This is a genomic window from Paenibacillus sp. FSL R5-0914 (assembly GCF_038004525.1).
Lineage (GTDB): Bacteria > Bacillota > Bacilli > Paenibacillales > Paenibacillaceae > Paenibacillus_AQ.
Map to the genome: position 1 here is coordinate 1,942,424 of NZ_JBBORH010000001.1, position 21,507 is coordinate 1,963,930.

Consider the following 21,507-nt stretch of genomic DNA (forward strand, 5'->3'; position numbering starts at 1 on the left):
TATCGCAATGGGGAGATTAAGAAAATGGGGGAACCGAGGGCTAAGATTACCTGATCTAGGTCAGCTTCGGCTGCCAAAAATAAATGGGGGCGGGACGCCGAGGTTCTCTGGAAGAAGCTCCGCGTTCAAGTCAAAACCTAGTAGGGCAGCGGCAAGACCACAGAGTGCACGCTTTGAAGCTAAGCGAAGTAGAAGTCATATGAGATCATCCAGTAGGGCAGAGAGAAAGATGACCGTTTCCGGCGGAAACACGCGTAAGCCAAGAAGCCGGCGCAAATTTTGGTTGATTGCATCCTTGGTATTGATTGTGCTTGTACTACAAGCACTGCGATACGTGGAGCTGCACATGAAGCCACCTATCTTGCATTTAGCGCAAATTCGTGTGAAGCAAATCGCAACAGAGTCGATAAATAAAGCGATCACTTCACAAGTTGCGAACGGAGGAAATGCGGAGGAACTAATTGATTGGAAGACCGATAAGAACGGGAAAATATCAGGCTTTATGTTGAACTATGCGGAGCATATGCGTATTACTTCGCAAGCAGCAGAGGTAATCCAAACCACGTTGCAGGATTTGCATAATCAGACAGAATATATTCCGCTCGGTCAGGCACTAGGTAGTCCTCTCATCGCCTCTTATGGACCTGATATCCCGATCAAGATTGAACCGCAAGGTGCTGTTAAGGTTGAACTCAGCACTCGCCAGCAAAATGCCGGAATTAATATGATTTTAGTTGAGGTCTATATCCATATTGTTACGGAGGTAGCGGTGGTTATTCCTTTTGACATGGAGCCCCAAGTAGTGGATACGGAAATTCCTGTGTCATATTTGATGGTCGTCGGAGACGTGCCTATGTATTACTACGATAATCAGGGTCAGCCTGTCGGAGCTAATGGCAGCAGTGCCCCTGGAATTGCTATTCCTGCACCATCTGTAAGTGGAGATAAAAATGGAGTATCAGATCAGAGCAAGGATACCCCTGGGAATAGCCAAGAGGATAGCAATTCATCACCAGCTGCACCCAATTCTTCGAATACAGGCGCAGCTCATACAGAAGAAGGCGGCAAAGGTGTAAATGGAGGGAATTAAGGGATATCGTGCTTAACCGCTCATAGACTATAGGTAGAGTTGCTTTAAATAAATGGAGCGTGAGTCCAAATGTCACATGAATCGCTGAATATGGAACGCTTGGCAGGGAGATATGGTTTCCTTGAACGTGCCGGACTTTTACCCTTGCCAAGTGAAGATGGGATTTCTATTGTAGTTGAGCTTAGCCGTATGGAATGTGCCAGGGTCTGTTTACCCCTGTTGCTGCGCTACTCAGGAGTGGCTGTGCGCATTATTGCTGTTTCAATGACGCCCGATTTCCCCATGGAGGTATTAGCAAGACAGTTCTCGCCAGAGGAACCAGTGCTCTTCCTACCCTATGAGAAGGAGGAGTATATGCCCAACCTAGCTCTGGCCCATATCGAGACCACCTTTGCTGTTCTGCTTGAAGATTCGATTATGGTATCGCCTGGCTGGTTAAGCGAGTTAATGTGGGCTTCCTTTGATGATGCTTCCGTTAGAGTCATTGCTCCGCGTTCTTCTACCGAGAGGGGGGAAGGGAAGAAACGGCTTCACTTTGGTACTCATCATGAATTAGCTGAGCATGTAAGCTACAGTCTTGGGCGGTATCAAGGCGAATGGCGCGAGGTGGAAGTGCTAACCGGATCTTGTCTTCTATTCACTAAGGAATTGATTCAGCGAATTGGCGGCTTTGACACCTCGCTTCAAGCGCGGCATCTCATGATAGCTGACTGGTGTCTCCGAGCGCGGCAGATTGGAGCGAAACTGGCACTGAGTGAAGCTGTGTATGTTCATGCTATTCAGTCACTGGATAGATACCTGAGAACGAAGGACGAATCCAAACAGACAAATGGCTGGCAGACATACTACAAGAAATGGGCACTTGAAAGCGGGATAGAGAACGAAGGACTTTTAGTACCGCCTACTGAATCCTTAAAATTTCCACAGCCGGTTATACCATTGGGCAGGATACCCTTAGCTTCTCCGTTGGTAACGGCCATAGTGTATTGTGATGAAGCTTGGGATTGTGATGAGCTGAAGGAGCAATGGATAGCTGCACGGGAGCAGCAGAGCTACAAGTATATTCGCTGGATTTGGATCAGAGATACTTTGCTGGACGCTGCTCCTGAGTTTCCAGTTAGCGAACATGATGTAGTGATAACGGTTCATGGTGAGGATGGATGGTTACGGGCGTTAAAGAACGCATCTGCATTATATGAGAGTGAGATCATTCTGTATTTGTCCACTTCTATCCAATATGAGAAACGTTATATTGAGCGGGTGGTGAAGGCCATAACCCAAGGCTCCGCTGATCTGATCGTAAGTTTATCGACTGAAATGGAGGAAGCGGGGGTTCATTTGCTTGCAGGGGGAGATTCAGCGCTCACTCTACCTCTTGAACGTGTTGCTTACAAAGGAGGGATCGTGCCTGGGATGATTAGCAATAGGAAGTTTACTTCCCGTCAATTGCTGCTTCACCCTAATGCCTCTCTGGTAATAGGCTATATTGGGGATTTGTCCGATTCCAAGGAGGCACACCCATGAAATATTTAATTCTAAGCGGAGGTTCTTGGGAGGACTACGAATATAAAAGATTGCTAGAACTTCTTCCCGACCGGGAAGGGGTCTGCTTTGCTGGACGAATGACCAATGAGCAGCAGACTAACAATCAGATTAGGGCAGTTGCGGCTGCAGATATTTATTCTTTGAACATGAAGCAATACACGATTCTTGTCTCTTCTCCTTATTGGCTCTCAGAGGTTCTCTCCTTGCAGGCAGCTTATGTAGTGGCTCTACTAGAACGTTGTCCGGAAGAAGAAAAGAAGTGTTTATGGGATAAATACAGCGGTTTGCTTGGCGCAAAAGCTGACCTTGTAGCCACCCGATCTGAACGGATATATCTAGAGCAGAGCTTACGCAGGGAAGGTGTGCTCTATCTCGGCGGGGATCAGCAGGAATCCTATGGAGCTACCTTTCAGGGAGATCGGCTGTATTTTCTTACGGATTATGAGGTGCTGTGGAGGAAGGCCATAGTGAACTTGTGGCAGGATTCAACGATATCACCTGCTGATTGGGTTATTATACAGCTTGAGTTGCGGGCGGACTATTACATTTCCATGTGTGCTAAGCTGCCCAGTCAACCTGTTGTACATTACTTGGCAGCTTCCTATCTGTACTTGTTGGGGGATTCCGTAGCAAACCGCTATCTGACGCAATCTTTTGAGCTCATGGTGCTGTATGAATATTTAGATTGCCTTCATTCACATTTTCGCTTTTTTTCGGCTATAGAGGGTAAGACTGGGGATTTGGAAACTGCTGTTCAACAATATACGATTACGGCATTTACAGCTGAGGAGAAGCGGGATGCGGAAAGACTGCGGGGCTGGCTTCACTCCGGGCAGTACGAACTTGTCCGGGCAGAGCTGTTTCGTTTGAATGAGGATGAAGCTGCGGCAGTACGGATTCTGAGTTCGCTCACTACCTCAGAGGCAAAGATGTTATTGATTCAGAATTATATTCGGACCTTCCAATGGGAGAAAGCGCTAGAGCTTCAGCAAGATTTGGAGGGAAGTGTTGATGGGGTTATAGAAGGCACAATACACTTGCTACATGGCAGACGGCATGAGGCTATACGCAGCTTCTTGAATGCGGCAGGGCAAGACAATCAGGCGTGGCCGCTTTTATCAGAGATGGCAGATCTAGAAGAGGCGGTAAAACGATTGAAAAGGAGAGTGAAGGGATGAGTAGTCATAGATGGCCTCTCCGCAAAACAGCAGGTAACCGCTTGACCGCTATGATGCAGGTTCGAAACGAAGCTGGAAGGTATCTGGAGCAGGTACTTGAAGAACTGAGTGAGTTCGTGGATGACATTGTAGTTGTTGATGATGGAAGTACAGATCACACGGCACAGTTATGTCGTTCTTTTGCCAAGGTTACGAAGCTTGTGACACTAGAGACCTCCTTGTTTAATCGGGAGTGGGAGCTAAGGCGGATATTATGGGATTTGGCGGTATCTACGAATCCGGATTGGCTCCTGTCTGTAGACGCTGATGAGTTCTATGAAGAGGCAGCTAAACGGGAGATGAGACGGCTGATTGATCAGGATGTTTATGACTGGGTATCTTTCCGGCTATTTGATTTCTGGGGGGGCACCACCCATTATCGTGAAGATGAACATTGGAATATCCATACGAAGCATACTCGTACACTTGTCCGATATTTGCCGAATTTTCATTATTTCTTCCCGAAAATGGATCATCATGTTCCTAGGCTGCCGCTTTCTTACTCTGTATTGCCGGGTTTTCTTGCCGAACTGCGGGTGAAGCATTATGGATGGGCGGTTCCGCCGGAAGAGCTTCGACTTAAATATTCGCGTTATATGGAGCTTGATCCAGAGGGGCGCTGGGGGAGTCTGGAGCAGTACCAGTCCATTCTAGATGAGCGGCCCCATTTGATCGAATGGAAAGAATAGTTCTCAAATCCGAATCTGCCAGTCGGTTAGGTCTGACTGGCAGATCTAACGAGCAGCCCCCATGGGATTTGACCTGTGGAAATCCCATGGGGATAAGCTTTTGCCGCGAGTATGAGCTTGTAGTATGAGAGACCGACTGCAGCGGTAGTTCCCCCGATTCTGCGCAAAGCCATTTCATCTGATTGAGCGATCTTTGGAGTTTCCCCACAGGAGCAAGCTATTGCCACATATAATAGCCATTCGGCGCAGTCCGACGAGGCATTATAATGAGGGGTTTGACTGAGATAGATGGAACACCACTGTTTCTTTACGGGGGTAGGAGCCTCAAGCAATCCATAGTATAAGGGCTGCGGCAGCTTGCACCACTGGAATAAAGAGCCCTCTGATTGTCGATAAAGCGATAATACACTATCCCAAGCACCGACCTGAAGCAGTAATTGCATAGCGTAGCTCAGATCAGGAAGAACAGGCTTAATGTCAGAACGGCTTGTTATGATATGATGAATTGTTAGCATCCCCGGTCTGTATGGCGATATGGAGATAAGCCACTTCATGGCTGATTCAGTATCTCCAGCACGGCAAGACAAAGCCCAGAGATAACCGAGTATAGATGAACGTTCGGAAAGAACAGATGGATTATGAAGCAGCTGCTCAAGCGGTGCGAGAGTGTGTGCCCCCTCTTGCTGCTGAGTACAAGCAAGGAAAGCCTGCACAATGGTTTGAACGGCTAGCGGTAGCTGCGAAGCAAAAGAGAGAGTGACCAGCCATTCAAAGTCACGAGCATTGAGCGCCGCAGGCACAAGATAGCCTAAGGTAATTGGTGAAAGAGCGTGGATATGGCAGCGGGTCAATGCGATCAGACTTAACCTCTCTCCGGATAGCAGGCTTAGTGGGACAAGCTGTTTCCACGCATCCGTATAATCTGGTTTGAATTGTATAGCAGCCTCGTAGTGTTTCCGCGCGTTTGGATATAGAAATAACTTCTCGCATACTCTGCCCGCTAGTAGTTCTGTTCGATACGTTCCACTTCCCGAAGAAGATGGATATGGATGTGCTGTATCTCCGCTCTTCAGTGCTTGCTGCAAGAAGTGTCTAGCTTGTCTAAGCTGTCCTTGTTCGAGCAACAAAGCAGCATAGCCCTCTAATAAATCAGTGAAATCAGGAAACAATAAGCTCCCCGCATGAAAGACTTCCTCAGATTCCTGCTGCCTGTTACATCGTTGTAAGGCATAGGCAGTCTTTAGATAAATATCGGAGGCATACCCGGATTGGGTTGGAACATCAGCGAGTAATGGAAGAAGTACATCTGCCGCTGCATGATATTGTTCCTGTTGATAATGCTCTACCCCTAGTGCATAACGAAGGATTAGATGGTTCGGTTGAAGCTGCAGACCACTATTGATGAGAGCTAAATTGCGCTGGTATTTATTTTTGTGCTGTAGTTCATCCTCTAAATAACCGTAGTGATAAATACGCAATTCAGCGTAAGCAATTTCCCCCGCAGGAAGCTCCCAAATGCTGCTAGCCGTCTCCTCATGAATGATTCCACGAAAGATGATTCTTTCATCGTTTCTGAACAAGCGGCAGACATGATCGGTAACAAAATCCGCTTTAGGGGCGTCACCGATATAGTGGATAATGGGTAGCCAATATCCGTGAATATGCGATGCGTCCAGCAGGTGCTGGAGCTGCTCCCTCCTCCAATGATCTACAGCCTCATCGGCATCAAGTACTAGAATCCAAGAGGAAGTTGCATGCTTCAGACTTAGGTTTCGTGCTTTCGAGAAATCATTCTCCCAAGTCATATCGATGATCTTTGCACCGAACTTAGTTGCTATGTCTATGCTATTATCCTCAGACCCGGTATCCACAATGATGATTTCTGATACGATTCCTTGCACAGAGGACAGACATTTCTCCAGGTGTTTCGCCTCATTCTTAACGATCATACAAAGTGTGATATCGGGTGTGGTCATAGGAAACGTCCCTCCTATTCTGAAACTTTGGGAAGCGGAAGAGCTAGGCGTACTCTTTTGACCGCTGGTGAATAGGTAGCAGAAGAGGATAGTGAAGCAAGCAGACGATCCGCTAACACAATCTGTGAACGCCCCTGCTCAGATGCTTGATTAAATGCCACTTCTATAGAAATGGGCTGCTCTGTGGCATTTATCAGCTGTGCGGCTGCTTCATTACATCCCTCAGTCTGTAATAATTCTAGGAGAATCCTGTTCTTAGTCACTGTGTAGTCTGGCAGATGAGCGTGGAACCAACCGTAAATCTCACTCTCACGACCTGCACATTTCAGGGCTCGTAGTAGCCGGGCAATGACGGGAGTAGGTTCGGGATGAAGCTGTGCGGTTTTGGTGTAACAAGCAATGGCTTCGGTCTCATCACCCATCTCTTCACATAATTGACCCAGCATATAATAGGTTAAAAATGAACCGAATCCAGCCTCAGTATGGTAGCCGGGAGGAGCAGCTCCGATGATCAGCGCTTGTAGCAACGCTACTTTGGCTTCTGCAAAGGCACCTAATTGTAAGAGTAGAGCCCCTTTGATATGAGCTAAGTCTGGGTAATCCGGATGTGAGCTAATCCCACGGTCACAAGCTGCAAGCGCCCCAGGGTAATCTTTTAATTCTGCAAGCGAGCGAATTTCATATTTATGCAGCAGGTGGATGTAGCTTGTATCAGGCGGTGCCTCTTCTAGTGATTGTTGGATATGTTTTAGAGCAGGTTGATACTCCCCCAAACGCATATACTCAACAGCCATATTAAAATGGTGGAAAGGATCTTTAGGATTTAACCTTAGCTGCTCTTTCAGCAGCTCGACATTTCGTTTGATTTTATCTTTCTTGACCACTACCCCTTCTGCGTAACCATAATGATGGATGACTACAGTGGTCAAATGCATCGGTGCCTGGGGTGTAGCTGTTATGATAGCCTCAGCGATCTGTTCGTGAATAATACCGCTAAACCGGTACTTAGGGCGATTACGAAACATCCGAATAATCGGATTGACGGTGATCGTCTGTGAAGCGGGGGTTAACCCTTTATGATTATGAATGCGTAGGAAAAATGCCTCGTACTCCATATGCTCGGCACATAGCAGTAATTCTCCCTTGCTCTCCTCACTTAATTCCTCATCTCCATCTAGAACAAGAATCCATTGTCCATGGGCCTGCTGGAGACCTGCGTTGCGGGCAGCAGCAAAGTCGCCGCTCCAAGGGTGTTGTATGATTTTGGCTCCGAAACTTAGGGCAATTTGAACTGAAGCGTCGGTCGATCCAGTATCCACTATAATGATCTCATCGACGACTCCGCGTACGCTTTTTAAACATTGGCTCAAGCTATCTCCTTCGTTCTTAACGATCATGCATAAGGAAATTAGTGGCTTTCTTCTTGAACGGTTCATAGGGATGACCTCTTTTCGTTCTGACGGAAGCTCCACTGAGTGTGCCAAGGTGTACGATTCAGCAAGGTAATGGATTTACGGATAGCTCCGATATCCTCCTGCAATGGGCAATGAGCGTGGGCATCCTTTAAACTTTGTAGAGCGTCTTCCATACTCAGCTTCGCTTGCTGAAGATAACAGAGGGATAAGCCGATCCTTGCGGATTCATGCTCTGGCTCTTGTTCCAGCGCTTGCTGAAACCATTCACTGGCTTCGGAATAATGCCCTTTGTCAAAGATCATCTCACCAATATAAAAAAGCACGCTTGCATCGGCGATCTTATCACGAACAAGTACAATAAATTCCTCTCCTGCGGCCTGCCAATTCCCTTCTTTATATAATGCTGTGGCAAATTCAGATCGATAAGCAGGGAACAGGTCCACTAAAGTATGACTAAGTGTGAGCTGATGCAGCTTTACGGATTGCCCGATGAGGTCGGAAAGGAATGAGGAATATATGTGATCTACCTCTATTTCTACCGGACATGTCACTTGTTGGCGTTGGGATCGCTCAATGTATTCCAGTCCAGAACGAAGTTCACCTGATATATGGTTGAGCAAGTCCTTTTTAAATTCTCCATATCGTTCCCATTGGCAAATGGCCCAAAGAGTATACCACTGCTTTTGATGCTCTAAACCAAGGTGATCTTGGGAAGCTAGTGAGGTCATCTGCCCTATAGCTGTACCCGCGTCTTCTAGCTTGCCGGTGATGATGAGTGATGAGATGCTTCTATAAGCAGTATCCAATTCCAATGGAAAAATATCTCGGGATAAGGTAGCTATGGTCTCATAAGCATTTATCTCATATAAACTTTCAATGATCGCGGATCTACTGATTGAGGTAGTTGGGGGAACGAGTTGGATCAGTAAAGTGACGATTTCCTCATCGGGTACAGCTAAGCGTTGAAAAGCAGCAGCAATCCCCTGCAAGGCGGGCGTATATAAAGAATGGTGTTGAAGTGCACGATGAAAAAATCTCGCAGCATCCTCAAGAAGACCAAGCCGCTGTGAGATTAAACCCATCCGGTATAGGGGGCGAAAGGTAGTCATTCCTTGTTCACATACATATTTTCCGCTAAGCACCTCATGCTCAGGAATGGACTCCGCATGTTGATAAGCTAATAGCGCACGTTCCAAAAGGCCTTGGCTCTCCAAAGATTGCCCTAACAAAAAATGCAAATCAGGATAGTCGCCATAACGCTCCAGTTCAATCATCAGCAAGGGGTCAATCGCATTCATTTTTCCTTGAGCATGATAAATTTTACAGAGATCCCTAATCATCGTAGGACGATAGGAAGCTTCGAGTACTACATGGTGAAGGCCTTGACGAAGCAACGTCTCAGCTTCCAGAAGACGACCGTCCTGACAGAAGTTTACTGCCAAATTATAGGAGTGGAAAGGATCATCCGGATATTCGGTTAAAGCGAGGAGCAGCAGGTGTCTATTTCGATTGATTTTATCTTTTCGTGTCATGATTTCAGGTAAATATCCAAAGTGTATAATCTCAAGTTGACTGTGCTCAATCGCCGAGAAGTTATGTTTGCTAAGGATTGAAGTGTCAATTCCCTCATGAATTCTTCCACTATATTGATAACCCTGTCCATTTCGGAATAAGCGGACTGCACTGTGTTTTACCTTATCTTCAGGTCGTACACCAACCCAATTATCAATGTTTACTGTAAAAGCCTGAGCTTGTGTGTTCTGCAGAAGGCTCCGGAGTTCTGTAAGTGGGGTCTGCAAGCACTCATCGGCATCAAGAATAAGAATCCAATTTGTTGAGGCATGAACGAGCCCTTCATTACGAGCTGCCGCGAAATCGTCTGTCCATTTCCGTTGGAAGACTCTAGCCCCGTGCGCTTCGGCAATAGCTATGGATTCGTCGGTAGAGCCCGTATCGATCATCACAATTTCGTCAGCACCAGCTACGCTTGCGAGACAGTGAGGCAGGAGATCAGCTTCATCTTTTACGATGAGGTGGACGCCAAGCGTAATATTATTCACGGTTGTTCCTCCTTGAAAAGCATTATGTGTTTGTTGCACATATGTATAGCTGCTGACACAAGCATAAACGCCTTCGGCGTCCTTATAGTTAAAGAAAAAGCACATGGATATCCATGTACTCTTTCTTGTTACAACATATGATGGTCATCTGGATTACGTGCCCTGAGCATTGAAACTTACATTGATCGTGGATGCAGAGCCTGAATTGGCTGATTGATAGGATAGGCGGGTATATTTCAGGAATCTGGCTGGCACTATGACATCGATAGAGCCTGCTGCTAAAGGATTATCCCCCGTGGTATCGACGAAATAGTTCGTTCCATCAGCACTGATTTCCACACGTGTGTTGACCGGATTTGCCCCAGTATTGTTAATGAAGAAGGAATACGTTCCCAGTACGCTCGTAGTAACGGCTGGTAGAGGTGTATAGGTATTAGCAGTCGCAATACCTGTAGTGGTCTGTTCTATAAAGCTGCGTTGTGAAATAGAAGTGACACTACTTAGAGTACCGGCAGTAATCGTAGCTCCGAGCACACTAGTGATGGTGCCGTTAAGGATGTTGGTGATTGTACCTGCTGAAGATAGAGTACCAGCTGTGATGGTAGCTCCGAGTACGCTGGTAATGGTACCGTTTAAGATGTTGGTGACTGTACCTGCGGAAGATAGAGTACCAGCTGTGATGGTAGCTCCGAGTACGCTGGTAATGGTACCGTTTAAGATGTTGGTGACTGTACCTGCGGAAGATAGAGTACCAGCTGTGATGGTAGCTCCGAGCACGTTAGTGATGGTGCCCTCAAGGATGTTAGTAATAGTACCTGCGGAGGACAAAGTACCAGCTGTGATGGTAGCGCCGAGCACGCTAGTAATGGTGCCGTTTAGGATGTTTGTAACTGTTCCGGCGGATGATAACGTACCTGCTGTTATGGTTGCCCCAAGCACACTAGTGATTGTACCGGCGGTAATGGTAGCTCCGAGCACGCTGGTAATGGTGCCCTCAAGGATGTTAGTAATAGTACCTGCGGAGGACAAAGTACCAGCTGTGATGGTAGCGCCGAGCACGCTAGTAATGGTGCCGTTAAGGATGTTTGTAACTGTTCCGGCGGAGGACAAAGTACCCGCGGTGATCGTAGCGCCGAGCACGCTAGTAATGGTGCCGTTAAGGATGTTTGTAACTGTTCCGGCGGAGGACAAAGTACCCGCGGTGATCGTAGCACCAAGCACGCTAGTAATGGTGCCGTTAAGGATGTTTGTAACTGTACCTGCGGAGGACAAGGTACCCGCAGTAATCGTAGCACCAAGCACGCTAGTAATAGTGCCGTTAAGGATGTTGGTAACTGTACCTGCGGAGGACAAAGTACCCGCAGTAATCGTAGCGCCGAGCACGCTGGAAATGGTACCGTCAAGGATGTTTGTAACTGTTCCTGCGGAGGACAAGGTACCCGCGGTGATCGTAGCGCCGAGCACGCTGGAAATTGTACCATCAAGAATAATCGTTGTTAGATTTCCGCTTGGATCTGTAGTGAGCGGATGATCAATCAGCGAGGCATCTCGGCCGAATATAAGCGTTCTTAGATTATCAGGATTCGCTTGAAAAGAGCTATAGTTAGGCAAAGTTCCTCGTCCTTTCCTTATAAATGATTGAGTTATACCAAAAGACTGGGCTTGGACGTATACACATTCTTGCTTGCCAATACCCTTTGAATGTAGCGTGGAGGCGGAGACTAACAGGGTGATCTCCCTGATTCTTAATGTGTAAGAGATCATCGTTTTAGCTCTGCTTTTTTTGTTTTATTTTGCTGCGCTTTTTAAGCTCCAGGCCGTTATGGATTTCATTCACTTCCTACGGGCTTTCTGGAACTCAATCCATGAAAAGGCCCAAACCGTCGTTTGAGCCCTGAGCCTAAAAATAAACCGCAGTCCAATAAGCCGCAAACCGATAGGGACAATCCTTAGCCATTCGAATGGTGTGATATTAATATATGGTGGGAAATAGGGGGTGATTGGGCAGAAAAAGCAATATACGCACATTCCCACAACCTGTTACTGAGTGTGGCATAAAATAGAATAAGCTTAAGTACGGGGAGGATAACTCATGCCGAACGACTCAGTATTCAATCAGAGTAGCCAGCCACTTTTTACAGAACAAGTCAATACGTATGTTGCACCTGGTATAGATTCAGCTCCTGAGGGGGGAGCAGCTAAGGCGGGGTTATTGTTTGGAATCCCATTTACTTCTACGGTAACGACGGCTGCCCCGTTAGTTATTCAGATTAGTAATCCGGGAGGAAGCGGGCGTACCTTATATGTATCCCGTGTTACTGCCAGTTCAGCGACGGCGGCGGTTACTTTATCACTACTTCGGAATGCTACGGTCACCGGAACTACCGTCACACCGATTAATTATAATTTTGGCAGTGCGTTAACCAGTGTTATGACAGCAAGAACCTCGACGGCTGCGCCTACTGGAGGTCCGGCTACTCTAGTATCTCTATTGCTGGCGGTCGGTCCGGTCATTGTTGATTTTACAGGACAAATTGTTGTTCCTCCCGGAAATTCCATCACTACCTCCGTAACGATTGCATCGGGGTCATCAGCGGCGACAACGTCTATCAGCTGGTGGGAATATTAGAAACAGGAGGGGATAAATATGCCTAATCAATTTGTATTTAACGACAACGATCAACCGCTTTATGTGGATATGGTGAACACCTTCCAAGCGCCAGATATTAGCGCGCCGCCTGAAATAAGCGCTTCGCAGGCTGCAGTCTTGTATTCAACTAACACATCTGCGTCTAGTTTGGTCGTACTTAGTCTAATCTCCGCAATCGCTTCTATTCGGATTAGTAATGCTTCAGGCAGTGGAAAAACTGTTTATATCTCACGTATAAGCGGCAGTATTGGCGGTTCTTCTCTACTATCCGCAATGTCGGGTAGCTTTACAATTGTAAAAGGAGGGACGGTAACTTCACCAGCAACCTTAACGCCAACGAATAATAATTTGGGCAGCTCGGCGACGAGTGCGATGACCGTTCAGTCTTCCACAGCAGCCATTAGCGGGGGAACGACGCTTTTCAATTATCAATTGGCACCGGGGGCTTTCACACAGAACTTTACGGGCAGCATCATTGTCCCGCCTGGGACTGCTATTTGTGCTAACGTAATCTCATCCAGCTCCGCCGTAGGTTTAACGATTACCTCAGCGTTGGGTCTTCTTTGGTGGGAACAATAGCGTTCTTGCTGCGAACCATTCACAGAGCTGAACCTTGACATCACTTGGGTTGAGGTTTTACATAAAAGGGTGGAATGTATAGAAAATAAAGGGGATTGGCATTATACAATAAAGTTGCATGTCAGATTGGAATGTGAAAAGAGGGACAATTATGGAAAGTTGTTTATTTATTCATGGCTTTACCGGAGGTGAGCATGAGATCTCTCCCTTGTCCCAGTTTATGGAGCAGCATAATTACCGTTCCAGAACGTTTACCCTGAAAGGGCATGGGGGGAGCAGGAATGATTTATTGCATTCGGATCGACATGATTGGCAACAGAGTGCTGAAGATGAATTGACAGAGCTGTTAAAGACGGATGAAGGTGTTCATCTGATCGGCTTTTCTACCGGTGCCCTTATTGCTTCACATCTTTCTGTACGGTATAAACCCTGGATCAAATCCCTTACTTTATTGTCCACTCCCGTATTTCCGCTGAATCCTGTGGAGATTCTTAAGACTCTTGGGAGCTTTTCCATGCTAAAAACGTATATTAATAAATTCACTTCAACGCCCCCAAGGGCGACGAGAGAGTTTCAACGATTGGTCCGGGAGAGTTTTTCAATCTATCCGCATATTGAGACTCCAACCTTGATCGTGCAGGGTAAGCGAGATCATCTGGTGAAGACTCGAAGCGCTGACTTCCTGCAGCATACGATTCCTACAGCCCAAAAACAGGTGATAATGGTGGATAACAGTGGTCATATGGTTTGTCATTGTGAAGATAAGGACCGGATTATGAATGAAGTACTGCATTTTATTCAGAGTGTAGGAAGCTAAGCATATAAGGTGAATAATGAACCCCAAAGAGCCCCCAATAAGGAGGCTCTTTTTCTTGGGAATTTTAAATTTTATAGCTTGACAACGCATTCACAATCATGGTAATTTTTAGTTGGGAAACCGGTTTCCCTAAAATTATTTGTTTTTTGTGTTAAAGACGTTAAAAACATTAGAGACATCACTGGGCGGGCTTGTTTTTTAATCAAGGAAGTAGGCTTTAGAGTGTTATGAATACGCTTTAATAAGAGAGGGAGATGCACGCAATGAAACGTAGGTTATGGTATGTACCCGTTCTAATTACATCTATTCTTCTTTCTACCGTGATTAATTTGTTTGTCTTAACACCGCAAAAAGCTGAAGCGGCAAGCATCGGCACGATTAATGAAAACGACACTATTTATCAGATTATGGTTGACCGATTTAATGATGGAGATACTTCCAACAATGCTACTGGTGCGGCAATTCGCTATGGAGAAAACTCTGAGGAAGATTTCCGTTATATGAAAGGCGGAGACTGGCAGGGGATTATCGATAAGCTATCATATATTAAAAATATGGGCTATACCGCGATTTGGATTTCCCCAGTGGCTGAGCCACAAATGACTAACCGGGAAAACAACGGTACCGGTAAAAATACAGCCTATCACGGATACAACGTTAAGAACCCTAACGCTGCCAATCCATACTTCGGAACGAAGGAGAAGCTGAAAGAGCTTGTGGATTCCGCACATGCGCTTGGCATCAAAGTAGTGATTGACGTTGTGCCAAACCACGTCGGTGATTATATGCTAGGTTCCCAAGCCTATTATGATATCCCATCATTACAGCCAGTGGCTCCGTTCAATAATCCAGCATGGTACCACCATAATGGAGATATTAACTGGTCTCTAGCGGATGGAAGATATGATCAGTGGGCGCAGGATTACTTAGAGAATCATGATTTGGGCGGGCTAGATGACATTGATTTCGATGTTCCTGCGGCTAAGCAGGCGATATTCGATTCCATCAAAGGCTGGTTTGATTATACAGGCGCTGACGGTGCGCGTGTGGATGCTGCCAAGCTGATGAAGCCAACAGATATTGGTGAACTACAAAATTATCTGGGCGTTAATACATTTGGCGAGAATTTCGACGGAAATGCTGAATTTGTCTCACGTTGGGTCGGAAACAACAAGGAATGGGGCATGCTCGATTTCCCAATGTTCTTCTCCGTACTTAACAGCTTTGCTTATGGGCAGTCTTTTGAGTCCAATATCAAAAGCACCTTGGCACAGGATTCCTACTACAACGGGAATGCCAATCACATGGTTACCTTTATCGACAATCATGACCGCAACCGTTTTCTAACGGAAGCCGGGGGAAACGTTGATAAGCTGCAGAATGCTTTAACCTTTATTTTTACAGTTCGTGGAACACCTGTTGTCTTCCAAGGAACAGAGCAGAACAAAGGCAATGGCAACAGTCAGATCATGACAGGCGGTATTGCGGATACTTGGAACCGTTGGTCTATGGTGAAACGGGATGCAAGCGGAAACGTGATTGAGAACTATTTTAATGAAAATGCCAGCACCTACAAGCACGTAGCCAAACTTAATGAAATTCGTAAAAACAACCCAGCACTACGTACAGGTACTCAACGTGAAATGTGGGCTGCACAGAACTTATATGCCTTCTCACGTCGTATCGACACTGGAACTAATCAAGGTCAAGAAGCTATCTCTGTATTTAGTAATCAATCTAATGGTTCGCAAACGGTAACTATCCCGCTACGTGCCGAGAGTAGTTTGACCGCAGGAACAGTTTTGTATAATCAGCTGAATACTGCAGATACAGTGACTGTACAATCAGGCGGAGTAACTGGAAAGCAAATTACTGTAACTGTAGGTGCGAATTCAGCCAAAATCTATGCGAAACAACAACAACCATCAGAAACAGTTCCTCCAACTACTCCGACTAATGTAACGGCAACTGTTCAGAATGCATCTAGCGCTTTGATCAGCTGGACGGCTTCTACCGACAACGTAGGCGTAACTGGATATGAAGTTTATCGTAATGGTGTCAAGGTAGGCACAACGGCGACTACATCCTATACGGACAATGGTTTATCCGCTAGCACTACCTATAACTACACGGTAAAAGCATTTGATGCCGCAGGCAATCTATCTCTTCTTAGTGCGATTGCGTCTATTACAACACCAGCAGGGAACAGTGTCACGATTTACTATAAGCAAGGTTATACCTCGCCTTATATTCATTATCGCCCAGTAGGAGGTACATGGACGACATCTCCGGGTGTGGCTATACCTGTATCTGATGTAGCCGGATACAACAAAATAACGATTAATATCGGTTCCGCCAGCCAGCTTGAAGCATGCTTTAACAACGGCAGTGGCACATGGGACAGTAACGGGGGAAGCAACTATCTATTCGGTACTGGAACCTGGACTTATACGCCAACAGGAAGTATTACATCGGGTGGACCAGTGACACCAACGCCAACACCAACAGTAACACCGACACCAACACCAACACCAACACCAACACCAACACCAACACCAACGGTAACACCGACACCAACGCCGACAGTAACCCCAACACCAACGCCAACGGTAACCCCAACACCAACGACTACACCGACTGGCAACACTGCAATGATCTATTATAAGAATACGGCTTACAGCAGCTCTTACATTCATTACAAGCTGGATGGGGCGACAGTCTGGACGACGGCTCCTGGTGAACAGCTTCAAGCTTCTTCTTTCCCAGGATATAAGTCGATTACAATTCAGCTGGGCACTGCATCCGGACTGACCGCAGCCTTTAATAATGGCAGTGGTACATGGGATAACAACGGCAGCAGTAATTACCATTTTGATGCTGGAACCTGGAGCCTGGTGAACGGAAGTATCAGTGCAGGGGAACCTCAAGCAGACAGTGTGACGTTTCGTGTAAATGTTCCAGCGTCTACTCCGGTGAGCGGACCTGTGTATCTTACCGGTACCTTCAACAGCTGGAATGCAGCGGATCCAGCCTATCAACTTACTAAAGGTAGTGATGGGGTGTATTCCATCACACTGAGCTTACCAGCAGGAACAGCGGTGCAATATAAAGTTACGCGGGGCACTTGGACTAATGTGGAGGTAAACTCGAACGGATCGGACATTTCCAATCGAACGCTTACTCCAGCAGGCGGCGCACAAACAGTGAACCTGACCGTGCAGCGTTGGAAAGATCTATAAGTTACTATAAGAGTGGATCAAAATACCTTTCACATGCCAAGGAGCGGCCCCCGTGTGGGGCCGCTCCTTGGTAAGTAGTACGAAGCTTTTTCATTGTAGAAGATACAATAGAAAAGTAGTCCAATTATGAAGTTGCTCCAGAGAATTTAGCTCTCATCGTGGATTCACGAGGAATTAGTTCTGGCTCTAGTAGCAAATGCTTGTGGGGCGCATCATTGCCACGAATGCGCTCCATCAGCAGCTGCCCTGAAGATACACCCAGCTTAAACGTATCGATATTAAGCGAAGTTAAAGGAGGTGTTGTATATCGGGACAGCGGATATTCATCGAAAGCGGCGATGCCGAGTTCAGATGGAACATCAATTCCGAGTGCTTTTGCGGCTTGAAGCACCCCAAAGGCTACATAACTGTTCATACACACCACAGAGTCTGTCCGTTCTTCACGCTGCAAAAGCTCAAGTGCAGCATGATAGCTATCATGTTCATCAGCCTTGCAGTTAATGATCCATTGCTGAGGAACGGTAAGGTCAGCCTGCTGTAATGCGCTTAAGTATCCACCTAGGCGATGTGTATAAATTTTTTCCTGCTGCTGCCCGCCTATGAAGGCTATCTTTGAATAACCTTGTTCGATGAGATGCTCGGTCAGCATGTTGCCGCCTGCTTCATTATCGAAATCAACCCAACTTCCGGGGGTCATAATCTCTCCAATGGAGATGTAAGGAAACTCCAGTTGATTCAGTTCTTCAGATAGCTCTTCAGTCAGCACGGAGTTGTTGGCAATAATACCGTCGACACGTTTGCTAAACACAAGCCTATTTAGAAAATGGCCTTCTGGACTGCTATGTTGCACATTGGAAATGGTCAGCTCGTATTTTAAAGGTGCAATTACGCTCTCGATTCCACCAATAATGTTGTAGAAGAATTGGTTCAGAAACTCACTTTCTTTAGACATATCGACCAGTAAGCCAATATTGCAGCTGCTTTGTCTAGCTAACCCAGTAGCGATACTGCTTGGTGTGTAGTTCATTTGCTTCATAATCTCTCGAACCTTTTGTTTCGTTTCCTGTGATATTTTTGGGGAATCATTTAGTACTTTAGATACAGTAGATTTAGCCACATTGGCTGCTTTAGCAATATCAGAAATCGTTACTTTCATCGTCGTCCCTCATAACTTGAAAACGGTATTTGTAACCATAATAACACAAATTTAGCAGTCTCTCTAATGATGTATGAACAGATAGATAGAACGATAAAAGTATAGAAGGAGTCCATAAGTTATGCCTCAATCATGGTTTGTATATCATACAAGTGAAGATCCATTTGCCTATCCTGTAGGTACAGGGACCCTGAAGCTCAGATTATTTACACAAGCTGGACAGCAATTATCCTGTACCGTAATCCACTCGGATCGTTATGATTCTCCGGGGCAAGAAGTTCCTTTGCAGATGGAGCGGATTGGGTCGGCCGGTATTTATGAGATTCACGAAGCAATTATTCAGACCAGCACTAGAAGAAGCAGATATCTATTCCATATAGCGAATGCTGCGGGGCAGTATATCTGGTATGGAGAGAGGGGCGCGTCGGAGAATCGGGAACGAGCAGGTTCTTTTCAATATGCATATCTTCACCATTCTGAGGCTTTGAAGTTACCGTTATGGAGCCAGGATGCGGTGACCTATCAAATTTATCCTAACAGCTACAATGGTGGAACTCTAAAAGGCATTATGGACAAAATACCTTATCTACAGCAGCTTGGTGTGAACACAATTTACATGACGCCTGTATTTGAGTCTCCTTCCGAGCATAAATATAACACCTCCGATTATTATAAGATCGACCCTGCATTTGGCGATGTAGATGGATTGAAGACGCTAGTCAGTGAGGCACATCGTCATGGAATTAAGGTCATTTTGGATGCCGTGTTTAATCATTCGGGAGATCAATTCTTTGCTTTTAAAGATGTCATGGAACAAGGCGAGCAGTCTCCTTATAAAGATTGGTTCTTTATTCGTTCTTTTCCCGTAACACAGACGCCTGCCCCGAATTATGAGACATTCGCTAAAGCTGAAGCGCATATGCCTAAGCTGAATATGGATCATCCTGACACGGCTAAATATATGATAGAGGTTGCTAAGTATTGGATTCGTGAAACAGAAATAGACGGCTGGCGTCTTGATGTAGCGAATGAGGTCAACCCGGCTTTTTGGTCCCGGTTTCGGCAAGAGCTCAAGTCTGAATTTCCTGAAATTCTACTCATTGGAGAGATAATGCATGCTTCTGGGCCTTGGCTTAGAGGGGATCAATTCGATGGTGGCATGAATTATGTGCTTCGGGATGCCGTGCTGGAATTCTTTGCAGAGCAGTCAACAGGGCCAGATCGCTTTATGGAGCAAGTACTCCATCAGGAGGCGTTGTATAATGACCAGGCGAATTCGGCTATGTTTCAATTGATTGGCAGTCATGATACGTTGCGTTTTCTTACAGCGTGTAAGGAGGGGGGACGTGGCTGGGACCGCGAGAGTACGGCAATACAGCGCATGAGGCTGGCAGTTTTTTTTCAGATGACTTATATCGGTATTCCGATGATCTATTATGGGGATGAGGTTGGGATGGAAGGAGCTACGGACCCTCACTGTAGAAAAGCTATGGTATGGCAAGAGCAAGCTCAAAATACAGCGCTGCTGAAGTGGTATCAAGAGCTAATTTTCCTAAGAAAAAGCTGTGATATTCTACGAAAAGGTAAGTTTCGTCCTTGGTTCACGGATGAAGTCCGTAATGTCTTCGGTTATACACGGGGAATGGATCAAGAGAAGATAGGTTTAATTATCAATAATTCTCCGAACGCGTACGAGCTTGAGCTTAATGTATATCGTTCGGATAAGAATTTGCTTACCGATTTACTGTCAGGAGCTACTTTTAAAAATAATAACAAGCTTATAGTGAGCATTGAACCGTTTGGATGTTTAATGTTGTACTAAAATAGTATAAGGCCTCTCTTCAAAAGAAGGGGCCTTATTCATCAAGAAACGGGTGTCATCTCCAAAGGATGGCGAAGCCGTTTCTTTTTTAAAATATAAGAAAGTATAATTTTCACGCTATACATTATCCTTATATTTCTCGCATAAACGCTGACCGTCCTTTAGGGACGCTAAAGGCGTTTTTCCTTGTTTGTAGCACTTTTTTTATTTTTGTTCTTTAAGTCTCTATACTCCTGATTCTCCCATTGTTTTAGCAACGGAAAAGGGTCAAAAGCCCATTCAGTAATCCCTCGGTCACGGTAGATGCCAAAATGTAGATGTGGCGGGAATTTCCCTTGTGTTCCTGGATTTCCGTAACCTGAGCTGCCAACCCAGCCAATGATTTCACCTGGTGAGACGATATCTCCACGAGAAATGGATTTGTTATACCCGGATAAATGGGCGTAATAATGGTAACGGTTCTCGATATCACGAATTCCAATTCTCCAGCCACCGTAGCGGTTCCAGCCTTTAGTTTCCACTAAGCCAAAGCAGGTGCTGCGTACCGGCATACCTTGCGGTGCAAAGAGATCAGTCCCTTCGTGAATACGTGCCCCACCCCAGCTTCTGCCGGTTCCCCAAGTGCTACGATAAGAATAAGAATTACTTAAGGGAAGTGGAAAAGCATTACCTGACAGGTCAAGCCGACCAAAATGTTCATATAGCTTAGCGAACTGAGCTATGCGCTGAGAGGCACGACCATTGTGATAATACTCCCAAATGCCAATGCTGAAATCATTAGGTGAATCACCATATTTCTGCAAGTGTCTAGCCATACTATATAGAACATCAGCATCATTCTCTGGATCGGCGATTCCATCACCTGAGCCATCACGGCCGAAGCCGTTAAAGAAAGTGATGGATTCAGGAGAAGTATCCTCCTGATCCGGGTTGAGTGGACCGGACCATACGGGTGCTGGAATCATGATTCCAGTAAGACGGTTGGTGACGGGTTTGTCTGAGGAACCTTTTTTGGCGATGGTGCGTTCATATTGATCAATGGCTGCGAATCTAAACCAAGGGATTCCAGTGGCTGCACTCAGTTGATCATAAATCCCCCTACGGGCAGACCATATGGATTCTTTGCTAGCATTAACAGAATTGCCGCTGCTTTCCACCGGTTGGACTGTAGCCTGTACTGCAGCTGCTGGAACGGGAAGGCCTAAACCACCCCAAAGGATAGCGGCCGCGGACAGACATAACATAGTTCTCC

15 protein-coding genes are annotated in these 21,507 nt (G+C 46.0%); 9 read left to right on the forward strand and 6 right to left on the reverse strand.

Translation table 11 applies throughout. The features are described from left to right. Positions 1 to 7: 7 nt before the first annotated feature. The 4 genes from yunB to MKX60_RS08580 all read left to right on the forward strand — a co-directional run bounded on the left by yunB (position 8) and on the right by MKX60_RS08580 (position 4,541). Entirely contained in the window at positions 8 to 1,090 is a 1,083-nt protein-coding gene (yunB, locus tag MKX60_RS08565) for a sporulation protein YunB (RefSeq protein WP_371915736.1), read from the forward strand. A 69-nt stretch (positions 1,091 to 1,159) separates the two neighbouring features. Beyond that, a complete protein-coding gene (locus tag MKX60_RS08570; RefSeq protein ID WP_076285277.1) occupies positions 1,160 to 2,614 on the forward strand; it encodes a glycosyltransferase family 2 protein in 1,455 nt (484 codons plus the stop codon). Beyond that, on the forward strand, positions 2,611 to 3,813 hold the full coding sequence (locus MKX60_RS08575) for a hypothetical protein (RefSeq protein ID WP_341059518.1): 1,203 nt from the start codon (positions 2,611 to 2,613) through the stop codon (positions 3,811 to 3,813). The genes MKX60_RS08570 and MKX60_RS08575 overlap by 4 nt, the downstream gene beginning before the upstream one ends. After that, positions 3,810 to 4,541 carry a glycosyltransferase gene (locus tag MKX60_RS08580; protein ID WP_076285275.1) on the forward strand — a complete coding sequence of 244 codons (732 nt, stop codon included), beginning with the start codon at positions 3,810 to 3,812 and terminating at the stop codon, positions 4,539 to 4,541. The genes MKX60_RS08575 and MKX60_RS08580 overlap by 4 nt, the downstream gene beginning before the upstream one ends. 26 nt (positions 4,542 to 4,567) lie before the next feature. On the opposite strand, the gene MKX60_RS08585 is transcribed toward MKX60_RS08580, so the two are convergent. From MKX60_RS08585 to MKX60_RS08600, 4 genes are all read right to left on the reverse strand, one after another. After that, the gene (locus tag MKX60_RS08585; protein WP_341059519.1) at positions 4,568 to 6,517 is read right to left on the reverse strand and encodes a glycosyltransferase; all 1,950 of its coding nucleotides are present in this window, start codon (positions 6,515 to 6,517) and stop codon (positions 4,568 to 4,570) included. Between the two features lie 14 nt (positions 6,518 to 6,531). Continuing rightward, entirely contained in the window at positions 6,532 to 7,953 is a 1,422-nt protein-coding gene (locus tag MKX60_RS08590) for a tetratricopeptide repeat-containing glycosyltransferase family 2 protein (protein ID WP_076285273.1), read from the reverse strand. Beyond that, positions 7,950 to 9,992, reverse strand: coding sequence for a glycosyltransferase (locus MKX60_RS08595; RefSeq protein ID WP_341059520.1), 2,043 nt, complete (start codon positions 9,990 to 9,992; stop codon positions 7,950 to 7,952). Before MKX60_RS08595 ends, MKX60_RS08590 begins: the two co-directional genes overlap by 4 nt. 153 nt (positions 9,993 to 10,145) lie before the next feature. After that, positions 10,146 to 11,603, reverse strand: a complete 1,458-nt coding sequence (locus MKX60_RS08600; RefSeq protein WP_341059521.1) for a DUF6385 domain-containing protein — start codon at positions 11,601 to 11,603, stop codon at positions 10,146 to 10,148. A gap of 481 nt (positions 11,604 to 12,084) precedes the next feature. Here MKX60_RS08600 and MKX60_RS08605 point away from each other — a divergent pair, with 481 nt between their 5' ends. The 4 genes from MKX60_RS08605 to MKX60_RS08620 all read left to right on the forward strand — a co-directional run bounded on the left by MKX60_RS08605 (position 12,085) and on the right by MKX60_RS08620 (position 17,277). Next, positions 12,085 to 12,621, forward strand: coding sequence for a hypothetical protein (locus MKX60_RS08605; RefSeq protein WP_042191654.1), 537 nt, complete (start codon positions 12,085 to 12,087; stop codon positions 12,619 to 12,621). Between the two features lie 18 nt (positions 12,622 to 12,639). After that, positions 12,640 to 13,221, forward strand: a complete 582-nt coding sequence (locus tag MKX60_RS08610) for a hypothetical protein (RefSeq protein WP_341059522.1) — start codon at positions 12,640 to 12,642, stop codon at positions 13,219 to 13,221. Between the two features lie 151 nt (positions 13,222 to 13,372). Then, positions 13,373 to 14,038, forward strand: coding sequence for an alpha/beta hydrolase (locus MKX60_RS08615; RefSeq protein WP_042191649.1), 666 nt, complete (start codon positions 13,373 to 13,375; stop codon positions 14,036 to 14,038). A gap of 263 nt (positions 14,039 to 14,301) precedes the next feature. Beyond that, complete coding sequence (locus MKX60_RS08620; protein ID WP_341059523.1) at positions 14,302 to 17,277, forward strand: carbohydrate binding domain-containing protein; 2,976 nt, start codon at positions 14,302 to 14,304, stop codon at positions 17,275 to 17,277. 124 nt (positions 17,278 to 17,401) lie between these two features. Here MKX60_RS08620 and MKX60_RS08625 read toward each other — a convergent pair whose 3' ends face one another. Beyond that, positions 17,402 to 18,433 (reverse strand): LacI family DNA-binding transcriptional regulator, encoded by a 1,032-nt coding sequence (locus MKX60_RS08625; protein WP_341059524.1) that lies wholly within the window; start codon positions 18,431 to 18,433, stop codon positions 17,402 to 17,404. Positions 18,434 to 18,554: 121 nt separating this feature from the next. Between MKX60_RS08625 and MKX60_RS08630 the strand changes: the two genes are divergently transcribed. Then, positions 18,555 to 20,255 (forward strand): alpha amylase N-terminal ig-like domain-containing protein, encoded by a 1,701-nt coding sequence (locus MKX60_RS08630; RefSeq protein WP_076285268.1) that lies wholly within the window; start codon positions 18,555 to 18,557, stop codon positions 20,253 to 20,255. Positions 20,256 to 20,425: 170 nt separating this feature from the next. On the opposite strand, the gene MKX60_RS08635 is transcribed toward MKX60_RS08630, so the two are convergent. After that, a complete protein-coding gene (locus tag MKX60_RS08635; protein WP_081383020.1) occupies positions 20,426 to 21,499 on the reverse strand; it encodes a M23 family metallopeptidase in 1,074 nt (357 codons plus the stop codon). Between the last annotated feature and the right edge of the window lie 8 nt (positions 21,500 to 21,507).